Source organism: Breznakia sp. PF5-3 (genome assembly GCF_029504745.1).
Classification (GTDB): domain Bacteria; phylum Bacillota_I; class Bacilli_A; order Erysipelotrichales; family Erysipelotrichaceae; genus Breznakia.
Window position 1 is genome coordinate 1 of sequence record NZ_JAQFIQ010000008.1, and the last position, 12906, is coordinate 12906.

Annotated in this window: 10 protein-coding genes; 1 reads left to right on the plus strand and 9 read right to left on the minus strand. The window is 33.4% G+C overall.

Annotated features, from left to right (window positions below; all coding sequences use genetic code 11):
- Nucleotides 1–106 precede the first annotated feature (106 nt).
- The 5 genes from M2475_RS02960 to M2475_RS02980 all read right to left on the minus strand — a co-directional run bounded on the left by M2475_RS02960 (nt 107) and on the right by M2475_RS02980 (nt 6987).
- Complete coding sequence (locus M2475_RS02960; RefSeq protein ID WP_277489493.1) at nt 107–559, minus strand: hypothetical protein; 453 nt, start codon at nt 557–559, stop codon at nt 107–109.
- A gap of 9 nt (nt 560–568) precedes the next feature.
- Nucleotides 569–1894: a hypothetical protein gene (locus tag M2475_RS02965; protein ID WP_277489494.1), complete on the minus strand. Its 1326-nt coding sequence runs from the start codon at nt 1892–1894 to the stop codon at nt 569–571.
- A 53-nt stretch (nt 1895–1947) separates the two neighbouring features.
- Nucleotides 1948–2085: a hypothetical protein gene (locus M2475_RS02970; protein ID WP_277489495.1), complete on the minus strand. Its 138-nt coding sequence runs from the start codon at nt 2083–2085 to the stop codon at nt 1948–1950.
- A gap of 129 nt (nt 2086–2214) precedes the next feature.
- Entirely contained in the window at nt 2215–4809 is a 2595-nt protein-coding gene (locus tag M2475_RS02975) for a cation-translocating P-type ATPase (RefSeq protein WP_277489560.1), read from the minus strand.
- A gap of 237 nt (nt 4810–5046) precedes the next feature.
- Nucleotides 5047–6987: a hypothetical protein gene (locus M2475_RS02980; protein ID WP_277489496.1), complete on the minus strand. Its 1941-nt coding sequence runs from the start codon at nt 6985–6987 to the stop codon at nt 5047–5049.
- Nucleotides 6988–7104: 117 nt separating this feature from the next.
- Here M2475_RS02980 and M2475_RS02985 point away from each other — a divergent pair, with 117 nt between their 5' ends.
- Complete coding sequence (locus M2475_RS02985) at nt 7105–7665, plus strand: DUF3783 domain-containing protein (RefSeq protein ID WP_277489497.1); 561 nt, start codon at nt 7105–7107, stop codon at nt 7663–7665.
- A gap of 22 nt (nt 7666–7687) precedes the next feature.
- On the opposite strand, the gene treC is transcribed toward M2475_RS02985, so the two are convergent.
- From treC to M2475_RS03005, 4 genes are all read right to left on the minus strand, one after another.
- Entirely contained in the window at nt 7688–9328 is a 1641-nt protein-coding gene (treC, locus tag M2475_RS02990; protein ID WP_277489498.1) for an alpha,alpha-phosphotrehalase, read from the minus strand.
- A gap of 7 nt (nt 9329–9335) precedes the next feature.
- Nucleotides 9336–11219 (minus strand): PTS system trehalose-specific EIIBC component, encoded by a 1884-nt coding sequence (gene treP, locus M2475_RS02995; RefSeq protein ID WP_277489499.1) that lies wholly within the window; start codon nt 11217–11219, stop codon nt 9336–9338.
- Nucleotides 11220–11530: 311 nt separating this feature from the next.
- On the minus strand, nt 11531–12238 hold the full coding sequence (treR, locus tag M2475_RS03000) for a trehalose operon repressor (RefSeq protein WP_277489500.1): 708 nt from the start codon (nt 12236–12238) through the stop codon (nt 11531–11533).
- A 62-nt stretch (nt 12239–12300) separates the two neighbouring features.
- Nucleotides 12301–12783, minus strand: coding sequence for a hypothetical protein (locus M2475_RS03005; RefSeq protein ID WP_277489501.1), 483 nt, complete (start codon nt 12781–12783; stop codon nt 12301–12303).
- Nucleotides 12784–12906: the final 123 nt, after the last annotated feature.

Sequence of the window (12906 nt, forward strand, 5' to 3'; positions counted from 1 at the left end):
ATTTCCGCTGCTGCTACACGAAGCGTTCCATCCATTGCTTGCAATAGCATTAAACAAGCTAAAAATGCTGCTCCTATTTTCTTTATCTTTTTCATTCTTGTTTCCCTTAACAACCTTTCTTCGCCTGTTTTTGATATGCTTTAAATGCTTTCTCCAAAGCATCTATTGTTTTCTTACTTTGATCTTTTCGAAACGCCTTTAAACACTTTACTAACTCTGCTTGCTTTTTATAAAGTGCTTCCGCTTGTTTACTGTGATTCTTTTTCAACGCTTTATTTTGCACTTCCAAACGTTCTATAAAATCATCTACATCTTCAAACCATGCTTCACTACACAAGTCCCCACTTGATAATAATGCTGTTAAATCTTTTGCATTTTGTTTTGGAAACTTACAAATATCACTTACTGCGTCCTCTATCTTTTGATCCTTTGTCTTCTCTTTATTACACCTACAAAGAGCTAACAATAATAATAGAATAAGAATTATAATCAATACATCTTTTACCCTCACAGGACGTTTCTTGATATAGAATAATATCTTATTTAAAAACTCTTTCATATATTTCCCCTAATTAAATATTTCTTTTGTTTTTTTAATTACAACTAATGATCCTACAAGCAATACAATCCATACTCCTTTGTTGCTTACATCTCCAGCACTTGGTGCTTTTGATGCTGCTTCAAAAGTTGTAGATGTAGTATTATCTGAAGGTGCTGGTTTATTTGGTTGTGGTGTTGGATTTGGTGTTGGTATAACAGCAGTTAATTCTTCTATTTTGAATTTCGCAATCCATGTTGTATATCCATACCCATTTATGACATACCCATTATCTGCTGTTCTTGTGAAACCATATACATATTTATTCCCTGCATTTGCATCAAATAGTACTTGAGAAAAAACTTCATTTCCATCCAAATCTGTTTTAATCAAATATAATGAATCTTTTGCATTTATTGTTTTTGAACCAATTAGTACATATCCATCTTCAACCCCTATAACTCTATCTACACTCACTTCTCCTGGATAATACAATTTTTTCCAGAGCATATTTCCATCACGATCTAGCTTTAATAAAAATCCTGCTTTACTTGTTCTCTCTGTTCCTGTGAAAATTAAATTTCCATCAGCAGATAAAGAACACCCTGAAATACTTTCATGATTACCAACAGAATATGTCTTACTCCAAATCTTATTTCCATTTCCATCTACTTTAATTATGTAGCTTTGATATCCTGTATTTTCATATTGAACATAACCAGCAAAAATATATTCATTATCTGATACTTTCATCGATCTATATAAGTACATTTGATATTGAGGTTCTGTAATCAGATTAAAATTCTTTTGGTTCCCATTCGCATCAGTCTTAACAATCAAACCATGTTTATCATCACTTCCTGCAGCTAAATATCCTCCATCAGCAGTCTGTTCAACGGCATAAAACATTTCAAAATACTCCCCTCCGTATTGTTTTGACCACTGTTGCTTCCCATTTGCGTCGGTTTTTACTAACCAACCATCGCCACGTTTTGTAGCAGATTGATTTCGTGTATACCCTGCAGCTATATAGCCACCGTCTTGCGTTTCCCTAGTCGACCATAGCTCATCTGTTTCATTACTACCATATTGTTTCTGCCACTGTAAATTACCATTCACATCGTGTTTTGCGAGCACTCCATCCTGATAGCCATTATCCTTTTGCCCAGGAAGAGCACCATATATTCTTCCTGAAGAAATGGATCCTCCATCCTTCGTTGCAGAGACACTTAAAAATCCTCCATTGACTTGACTTTCCGTTTTCTCCCAAAGTTCTTCTGCTTGTTGCTCCCCATACATTGTTGTCGTTAATGACAACATAAATACAATCACTAATAAACTCCCTAATCTTTTCATTTTTTAGTTCTCCTCTTCCGATTTTAAACAGCAAAAAAGTTCCTATCGTATATCTATCGACAAGAACCTTTAATGACAAAAAGATCATTTTCTTCATGATCTACTTTCAATTGCTTTGTATTCTCTCTCACTTCGTCTGCTATCCCTCGCCCTTGGCGCTTCTGAGTAAGAAATAAACTTTGCTCCTCCATAAAGTTCGTCTCCTATTCTGCCTTTAAAATCTATGATTTTAGTATAGCAAAAAAAACTACCCTTGTGTAAAAACTGTGACATTTGGTCGGTGAAACGGTATTTTTGGTAGTTTTTTTTGATTATATCGATTATTTTTTAGGTTTATTCATAATTGTCTTTGTTAATTGAATAATAATAGTTGGTATAAATGCTAACCCATTTATAGTCAAAATATCTTGAATACTTACAGGTGCAACAGCAAATACACCATGGAAGATTGTAAAGTATAGAATACTATTTAATAAAATATAGCCAACAAGGAAAGCATAGATGCTGTACTTGTTTGATGATAAACCAATTTTCCAAATTGGTTTATCACTACGACAGTTAAAGCCATGAAATAACCTTGATAGACAAAGCACCGAAAAGGCAAAGGTTGTAGCCATCGTTGTTGATGTTTCTAAACCAAGATAGAACGCTATAATCGTTGCTGTAGCAATCAAAAATCCTTCATATCCTATTTGCTTTAACGTTGTTTTATCTAATATGGAACTTCCTTGTTTTCTTGGTTTTTCATATAGTAGATATTTATTTGCTTTTTCCATTCCAATTGCAATTGCTGGAAGACTATCCGTAACTAAATTAATAAATAACAAATGAACTGGTAGAAACGGTAATGGTAACGCCAATATCGTACAATATAGTACAGTTAATATTCCTGAGAAATTACCTGATAATAAATATGCAATTGCATTCTTAATATTAGCATATACATTTCTTCCGGTAACAACTGCTTTCACAATCGTTGAGAAATTATCATCTGTTAGAATCATACTTGCTGCATCTTTACTTACTTCGGTACCTGTAATTCCCATTGCAATTCCAATATCTGCTTGTTTTAATGCTGGAGCATCGTTTACTCCATCACCTGTCATCGCTACATTATGACCACGACTTTGCCATGCTTCAACAATTCGAATCTTATGCTCTGGTGCCACTCTGGCATAAACGCTGATCTTCTCAATTTTCTCATGCAATTCTTCATCACTCATGCTTTCCAATTCACGACCTTCGATACTGATATCTCCTGTATGGAAGATTCCAATTCGCTTAGCAATTGCCTCCGCTGTAATACGGTGATCTCCAGTAATCATGATTGGTTTGATTCCGGCTGTAAAACAATTAGCAACAGCTTCTTCACTTTCTACTCTTGGTGGATCAATCATCGATGCCAAGCCTAGGAACACCAATTCTTCTTCATCGTCTAACGTTAAATCCTTTTTATCAAATTCACGATAGGCAAAGGCAAGTACCCGTTGTCCCTTTTTTGCGAACCCTTCATTTTGCTTTGCAATCTCTTTGCGTATTGTATCATCCAAGGCTATCTCATTTCCCTGGAAATAATATTTTGTGCAAATTTTTAATAATTCATCTGGTGCACCCTTTACATATAACAAGGTCTTATCATGCACATTGTTCATCGTTGTCATTAACTTACGTACGGAATCAAATGGTAATTCTTTTATACGATAATACTTTTCTCGTAAGTCCATTTCATTCATCCCAAATTTATGTGCTAAATCCACAAACGCCAACTCGGTTGGATCACCAATACGTTGCTCTTCATGAATGGTTGCATCATTACATAAGGTTGCAGCTATCGTCAATAATCGAAAATCTTTATTCTCCGTATCTATATCATCAACATGCGTCAATGTCTTATTCATATAAATATTTTCAACACTCATTTTGTTTTGCGTTAAAGTTCCCGTTTTATCACTACAGATAATGGATACACACCCTAGTGTTTCTACTGCATTGATGTTCTTCATGATAGCATGTTCTTTCACCATCTTTTGTGTACTGATGGATAATACAATCGTCACAATCGATGCCAATGCTTCTGGTATTGCTGCTACGGCTAATGCAACAGCAAACAAGAAAGCATCCAACAATGCTTCACCACGAAGCATGGTTAAACCAAATACGATAATACAAATACCAATGATGGCAAACGATAATTTTTTAGAAAAGTCATCCAAATTTCTTTGTAGGGGCGTACGCTTTTCTTTGGTTGCATTCATCAATTGGGCAATTCGTCCAATTTCCGTATTCATCCCTGTACTCGTTACAACGACTTTCCCTCGCCCATAGGTAACTAGACCACTAGCGAAAACCATATTTTTTTGATCTCCAATAGGACAATCTTCATCGTCAATTTGTTCATTGTGCTTTTCTACACTTTCTACTTCTCCAGTTAATGAAGACTCATTAACTTGTAAAGAAAAAGCATCAATCACTCTACCATCTGCACTAATTACATCTCCTGCTTCGACTAAGAACACATCACCAACAACAAGATCTGTAGATTTGATTTCCTTTACAACCCCAGAGCGAACAACCCGTGTAAAAGGTGTTGATAATTGTTTTAAACTATCCAATGATTTTTGTGCACGTATCGTTTGTATTGTTCCTAAAATTGAATTCATTGTCACAACCACCAAAATAACAATTGCACTTTGCGCTTCGCCAACAACAATTGAAATGGCACTTGCTACAAGCAACACGATTACCAATAAATCTTTAAATTGTTCAACAAAAATCTTCGCTATTCCGGGAGGCTTTTCTGCCGCTAATTCATTTCTCCCATCTCTTTGCAAACGCTTCTGCGCTTCCTCATCACTAATTCCCTCTTTGGAAGAGTGAACATCTTCCAATACATCTTTTAAATTCAAATTAACAATCTTTTTCAATATATGATCCTCCTGAATTGAAATGCTTTTAATAAAAAAAGACTCATTAAAAGCAAAAAATTACTTTTAATAAGTCTTGTCTTTAAAATTTAGCCAGGAATTCTCATTCCGTGATGTTGACTAAATCACACAACTTCGTGCGACTACTCCCTTATCAATGTATTCATTCTATCATAAATAAATAATATTACAATTCATTTAATGAAATTCTTCCTCTGATAACTACAGCTATTTTCCTGTTTCAAATTTTATTCCTAACTCGTAACTATTTAATTTCCCATATATAAATTTTAAAGTCACCTTTGATGTATCACTTTCATAAGTCATCGTTGTCGTATTTGAATTGATACGAATACTTTTAGGTTTTCCATAAACCAAACGCACATCTTGAATAGAGGAGCCCATTTGAAAACCTCCTGGGAAATATATCTCCTTCATCGAAGCTTCTAAACCATTATTGATTCCTACCGTCATAATATAACAATCTTTAGGATGTGCTGCTTTATCTGACATATTATACAAAATAATTGGAATTTTATTTCCATTTTTATCAATAACATCATAAAAGTCCGGCCCTGTCTTCTTTGCATCAATTCGATAAGCCGCTTCAATTCCTAAATCATAACCTGTCTTTTCTAAATCAAGACCTTTTACTGGAAGTTCAATTGTAACCCCATTTATCAAGATTTGATTACTATCCCAAGGCACTGGAAATACAGTACTTGTTGCTGGAGCACTTTGTTCAATAGATTTTAACGAAACTAAATTTTTTCCTGTTTCAGATTGCTTTTGAAATTTTTCTAATATTTCTTCAAACCCCAATGGATAATTAGATATTTTCGAATCATATAATGCAACCTCAAGATTATCAAAATTGTATTCTTTTTTAATATCCACACTATTCACATTTAACTCACCAACAGCATAATAATAGTGTTTTTCACCATTATTATTTTTAAATATCACTTCATAAACATAAGAGTCCCTTGCCTCTCCCTTTTTTAATCCACTTATATCCGTCATTGAACGCTCTTTAGATACAGTAAAGGAATTCATTATCTTTTTATCATCTTTATCATATTTTTCACTAATAATCGCCATTCTCTTTATACTATCTAAGGCATAATCTTTATCATCAGATTGCTTAAGCGCAACAAGTTCTTCTTTAAAAGCATTACTTTCTTCATACTCTTTTAGTTTATTATTTACTATCTTTGCTTGTTGATCATTCAACATATCCATGTTATAAATCTGTGTTGATAATTTTTCAATCTTAAATTTTTTAGGTTTTGATTCCACCGTAATATTTAAAGCATTCGAAATAGCTTCATCTTTTTTCATCCATTGTATTTCAATATCTTCCCCATTTTTTAACTTTCCATTATTTTTACTAATGACTTCTATGCGTCCTTCTTTCATATATCTAGTCTTCATCACTTCTTCTATACTTTTTGTACGCAATAACAATTGTTGATCACTTCCACCACCAATAACTATATTATCTAAATCATATACAATACGTATTTGCCCATATCCATTTTGTCCAGAAAAGTAGAATGGAATATCATATGTTAGATGTAAAGTAATCTCTTTGGCAATAACCTTTGTTTGCACAAACCATGTACCAAAAATCAATCCTCCATAAAGTAACACCATTGCCCCTTTGATAATTACTGTTTTATTATTCATTGGTGGTTGTTCATCTAAATAAGTTGCTTTTAAACTCAACAACACTGCACCCAATTTTAAAACCATTGTAGCCAATGCTATATAAAATGCATACACCAAACTAGAATATGCGTTATACCAAACAAATATTTTTAATTCATTATGCAATGCTCCATTACTTAAAAAAAGCAATATATAGTATAATGACAAATCTAATAAAACAGATAGTATCATACAAACAAGCAATGCGTTTGTAATCTTTGTCCGTGGTTTATCACCAGTAAATAAAAGTTTATAAATACTATACATACTAAGCAAACTCATTCCTATTAAGCCAATCCAGACAAAGCCATTGCTTGTTGTATAGAAATACACTGGTGCCTGAATAATTTCTTCTAAATTTTGATAAGTAAAAATAGTATCATATACATAATATAAAACCACTCCTCCAATCAAAAAGATGACCATCGTCATAATTGGTAATCTTCTAAGCTTATACATTCTTATTCCCTCCAAATCTACTTGTTTATCATACTATAAATCTTTGATAAATGCTCATTTATTTTGGAAAACAAATAGCATCATGGTATAGTTGTCCTAAGGAGTTATAAAACAATTATGAAAGAAACGTTATTAATTTACACATCATCAAAACAAGCGAAAGCAGAGAAAATAAAAACTATATTACAAGAGCAATACGAAGTTCGCATCATTGGTGACCAAGAGACAAAACAAACCATTGGATACTTATTTCAGCTTCCTGGGTTTACTGAAAATACCAAAGATGAAAATACTAGCTTTGCTTTTGACATGATGATTCTTCCAATAATGAAACATGAAGAAATCAATGCCCTATCAAAACAATTAAGAGACCAAGATCTTGATATTGAGCGCAAAGCTATGCTAACAGAACACAATCGTCATTGGACCCTAGCAGCTTTACTAAAAGAAGTAGATGAAGAACACACCTACTTCATGAAACGCAATGAACTTGGATATCTTATACAAGACCTTATGAAGATAGATCCTGCTTCCCTTCCTGAAGTTGAAGCAGTTACTTTTAAAAAGATGCTTGTAGATGCATATGATGTATTACAAGAACAAAAAAGCATTGTTGAAGATTTCCAAAATCATTACAACGCACTACAAAAACACTTTGGACATCACTTAAAAAAATAAATGCGTAGCTTATGCTAGGCATTTATTTTTTGTATAAAACAATAGATTCATAAGGTCTCAACAAGGAAAGTTCATTACTATTGTCATAGTTTGTAAGTAATACTTCATATTGTTCTTTGTCAATAAAATCAATCTTTGTCTCTTTTCCATAAAAATTATTTAATACAATTAATTCTTCTTCATCCAAAATTCGTTTGTAAGCAAATACTTCTGTATGATTTTCCATCATTCGCTCATATAAACCATCTTGAATAACCCGATATTGCTTACGAAGTTTGATTAACTTTCGATAATGTTCCAAGATGGAATCTTTATCTTTTTTATTTGCTTCGACATTAATTGTTTTATAATTTTTATTTATATCGATCCATGGTGTGGCTTTTGTAAAACCTGCATATGGTTCATCATTCCACTGCATTGGGGTTCTTGAATTATCACGCGAACGGGCTTGTAAGATTTCAAACTTTTCTTTTTCGTTATATCCTTTTTCTCCAAGGATACGATAATAATTCAATGACTCCACATCTCGATATTCATCAATTGTATCGAAGTATGCACTTGTCATTCCAATTTCTTCCCCTTGGTAAATATAAGGCGTTCCTCTTAAACAATGGATGGCAGTTGCTAACATCTTTGCCGATTGCTTATGATACTGTTTATCATTTCCAAACCTAGAAACAGCTCTAGGTTGATCATGATTACACCAGAAGAGTGCATTCCATGCTTTATGTCGTTGCATTTCTTCTTGCCAAATATTAAACAACATCTTTAATTCTTTGAAATCAAATGGTTTTAAAGCCCATTTATCTTTATTTTTATAATCAACTTTCAAATGATGAAAATTGAATACCATCGTTAATTCATTGCGATCTTCACCAGCATACTTTACACAGCTTTCAAGCGAAGTTGATGACATTTCACCAGCTGTAATACACTGTGGATCCTTTCCAAAACTTTGTAAGTTTAATTGTCGTAAATATTCATGTACATGTGGACCATCGGTATAAAACCTTCTTCCATCACCTTCAAAATCATCTTTTAATTCTTCTGGTTTTGATATTAGATTCACGACATCAAAGCGAAAGCCTTTAACACCCTTATCCATCCAATACCTTACAACTTTACTCATCTCATCTCTTACTTCAGGATTGTCCCAATTTAAATCGGCTTGGGTTTTATCAAATAGATGCAGGTAGTATTCATCAAATGCTTCTACATACTGCCAAACATTTCCCCCAAACTTCGATACCCAATTGGTTGGGGAAGTTCCATCTGGTTTTCCTTTACGGAAAATATAATAATCTTTATATTTTTGCTCACCTGCTAAGGCTTTTTGAAACCACTCATGTTTGGTTGATGTATGATTGAATACCATATCTAACATGATATCAATCTTATGCTTCTTTGCTTCCTTACAAAGCAATTCAAAGTCTTCCATCGTTCCATACTGTGGATCGATTTGATAATAATCTTCTACATCATACCCATTATCATTTTGGGGGGATAAGAAACATGCATTAAACCAAATATAATCAATACCTAAATATTCTAAGTAATCTAACTTTTCTATTACCCCTTTAAAATCTCCCTGTCCATCATTATCCGCATCATAAAATGATTTTGGATAAATTTGATATACTACTTTCTCTTTAAAATTTATCATAATCCACCTAACGAATTGTTACTACTTCTTGTTTGAATTGAATATTTTCTGTCTTATTTTTGATTGCAATCTTCTCCTTACTTGTGAAAACTACTGGAGATACTAAACTCTTTTGTTCGTTTTGAATATACTGGATATCCACCTCTGCAATCAAATCCCCTTGTTTTACATAATCGCCTACCTTCACATGACTTGTAAACCCTTTACCATCTAATTCCACAGTATCCATACCAATATGAATTAAAATTTCTGTTCCATCACTTCGTTTTATGCCATACGCATGTTTAGTTGGGAAAGCAACACTAACTTCACCACTGAATGGTGCAACGATTTTACCATTTGATAATTCAATGGCAAATCCTTCACCCATCAACCCTTGCGAAAATACTTTGTCATCCACTTCTGAAAGTTCCATGACTCTACCTTCCATTGGTGTAATAAATGCAACACGGTCACTTTGTTCTCCTTCTAAATCAGTAATGGTAAGTTTACGTTTTCCAAATACTAGCGTTAAGCCAAACGGTACCACAATTGCTACTGCCATAGCTACAAAGAACATCAACCAATGTTGTGATTGAATTGCTAAGAAACCAGGTAATCCACCTACTCCAATAGAATTTGCCATAACACCACTTCCCACAGAAATAACGGCTGCGATTGCAGATCCAATCATTGCGCTAATAAATGGAAATCCATATTTGATGTTTACACCAAACATTGCAGGTTCTGTAACTCCCAAGTAACAAGAGATAGCGGAAGGAATTGCAATTTGTTTAGCATTTTCATTTTTTCTTTGCAAGTATACCATTGCCATTACCGCCGATCCTTGAGCAATGTTTGATAATGCAATCATTGGCCATAAAATAGTACCATCAAATTGCCCCATCAATTGTAAATCAATCGCATTGGTCATATGATGCAATCCAGTAATAACCAATGGTGCATATAAGAATCCAAATACACCCGCAAATAACCATCCAAAAGCAGATGTCAATCCACCATATACCACATTAGAAATAAAGTCTCCGATGGTCCAACCGATTGGTCCTAACAATACATGCGCAACTAATACCGCTGGTAACAGTGCCAAAAATGGAACAAGGACCAACCGAATTACATCAGGAATAACTTTGGTAAAAAAGCGTTCCAAGTAAACCAATACAAAGCCTGCCATAATTGCTGGGATTACTTGTGCTTGGTACCCAATCATTTGTATTTGTGTAAAACCAAAGTCCCAAATAGGAATATCTGCTGCTGCAGTACTACTCACTGCATATGCATTCAACAATTGTGGAGATACCAGAGTCAACCCCAGAATAATTCCAAGAATCTGCGTTGTTCCCATCTTCTTTGTAATCGACCAAACAATTCCAACTGGTAGAAAATGGAAAATCGCTTCTCCAATCAACCATAAGAAATGGTGTAACCCACCCCAGAATTGATTGATTTCTGCCAATGTTTTAGTACCATCTTCAAACATCTTAATATCACCAATAACATTTCGAAACCCTAGAATTAAACCACCACATACAAGTGCTGGGATAAGTGGTGCAAATATCTCTGCGATATTCGACATTAATTTTTGTAATGGTGTTTGATTATCTTTCGCTACATCTTTCAAAGCAGACTTATCCATTCCTTCAATTCCACTTGCTTCTACAAACTCCTTATAGAAATCTGCCACATCATTTCCAATGATTACCTGAAATTGCCCAGATTGTGTAAACGTTCCTTTTACTGAAGGTAGTGCCTCAATCTGTTTGATATCTGCTTGGTTTGGATCAATCAAAACAAACCGCATTCTTGTTACACAATGCGTAACAGCCTTAATATTTTCTTTTCCACCTACATGTGTAAGTAAGTGCTTTACATCTTGTTCAAATTTTGACATCGTAGTGTCCTCCCTATTCTTAAGTTGTACGTACAGGTTGTTCACCTATAATATAACTTGTACGTACAGGTTTGTCAACTTTTTTGTATTTTTTTTATTTTCTAAATTGAAATCTTTCAAATATATGTTATATTATATATGGATATCATTTAGAAGAGGTGATATCCAAGAAGATGTGATGGAAGCAAAATGGGGATGATTGATGTGATGAATCAATCATCAAACTTCTCAAAATAATAATAAGAGAAGTAAAAACAAGATGGAGAAAGAAAAAAGCCAAAACATAATTATTTGTTCTTGGCTTTTTTCTTTTATATTCTTCTAGCAAAATCCACAAAACGAAACTTATCTGGACGATGCTTTGAAATCGTATATTCAAAAAGAGTAGCATCTTCTAAATAAGAATAAGATTTTACACATACTAATAAATCATAGTCTTTCATATCTAAAAGTTGTTTTTCTTCTTTGGTTGCAGGAATTACAGTGATTTCCTTTTTAGAAAAGCTCACCTTTAACCCTAAATCTTTTTCAATATATTTATATAGTGAATCTGCAGCAATCGCTTCCGTAATTCCATGAACGACATTGCCATTTAAATAATCCACATCTAAAATCACTTTTTCTCCATTGATTGTTCGAATTCGCTCTACTTTATAAACATCTCCATCTTCCATAAATAGTTCTTTTTTCATTTGCTCATCTGCTGGGAATTTTTTTAATTCATGAACGATGGTATCAATCTCTCCATGCATTGTTTCTTTTAACTCTTTGAAACTCGTTATCCCTGATACGGGAAAAGCAATTCGATCTGCATCCAAAACAATGGATCCTTTCCCTACTACTTTTTGGATGTATCCATTTTGTAACAGTAGATTTAAGGACTTACGAATGGTATCTCGAGATGCTTTAAACTGTTTCATAAGCTCACTTTCACTAGGAAGATATTCACCAGCTACAATGTCTTTATTTTCTATCTTATTTAATAATTCTTGATATATGTTTTGGTATTTTGCACTCATTGTTTTCCTCCATCTTTATTATAAAGGAAAACAAAACAAAAACAAACACCTTTACGTACAGGCTAACTATCTTGTTTTTTCTCGCTTCCTACTAAAAGTCGTATACCATGATAAATTCCCATTCCTGCAAAGATAAACAATGATAAACTCATCAGTTGTAAAATGGTCTCAAGCTTATTAACATATGATAATAAATTTATTCCACTTGTATAAGAATAAGATTGGTATACATCAAAGAACGCTAATGCTACTGGAATTCCAATGATCCACACAACAAAAAAAATCGCATTTACAATCGTCGTAACCAATAGTCCTGTTCGTTTCTGTTTTTGTACAAAGTACAAATGATAACAACAAGCCAAATTCAAAACTAAAGCAATCAAAATCGCAAAATGTATAATACTGGCAGCTAAAGACATTGTCCTGGCCTCACTAAGGCTCGATATGCTTTGTACTGCTCTTGAAATATAAATATATAGTCCTGATATAATTCCTAAAGCTACCGTAAGCCATCTACTCTTTTTCATCGTATAAAAATTTTCCATAATTCCCTCCATATACCTCATAAGTATACATAAGATAAGCATAAAAAACAAAACCTATTTTTCATTTATATATCTTTATGTTGCAAATGAATTCTTAATAAAATATAATTACAAAGGCGAATG

What these genes read in the sequence shown, in the direction of transcription:
- M2475_RS02960 (WP_277489493.1), bottom strand. Translation starts at nt 559, where the DNA reads ATGAAAGAGTTTTTAAATAAGATATTATTCTATATCAAGAAACGTCCT.
- M2475_RS02965 (WP_277489494.1), bottom strand. Translation starts at nt 1,894, where the DNA reads ATGAAAAGATTAGGGAGTTTATTAGTGATTGTATTTATGTTGTCATTA.
- M2475_RS02970 (WP_277489495.1), bottom strand. Translation starts at nt 2,085, where the DNA reads ATGGAGGAGCAAAGTTTATTTCTTACTCAGAAGCGCCAAGGGCGAGGG.
- M2475_RS02980 (WP_277489496.1), bottom strand. Translation starts at nt 6,987, where the DNA reads ATGTATAAGCTTAGAAGATTACCAATTATGACGATGGTCATCTTTTTG.
- M2475_RS02985 (WP_277489497.1), top strand. Translation starts at nt 7,105, where the DNA reads ATGAAAGAAACGTTATTAATTTACACATCATCAAAACAAGCGAAAGCA.
- treC (WP_277489498.1), bottom strand. Translation starts at nt 9,328, where the DNA reads ATGATAAATTTTAAAGAGAAAGTAGTATATCAAATTTATCCAAAATCA.
- treP (WP_277489499.1), bottom strand. Translation starts at nt 11,219, where the DNA reads ATGTCAAAATTTGAACAAGATGTAAAGCACTTACTTACACATGTAGGT.
- treR (WP_277489500.1), bottom strand. Translation starts at nt 12,238, where the DNA reads ATGAGTGCAAAATACCAAAACATATATCAAGAATTATTAAATAAGATA.
- M2475_RS03005 (WP_277489501.1), bottom strand. Translation starts at nt 12,783, where the DNA reads ATGGAAAATTTTTATACGATGAAAAAGAGTAGATGGCTTACGGTAGCT.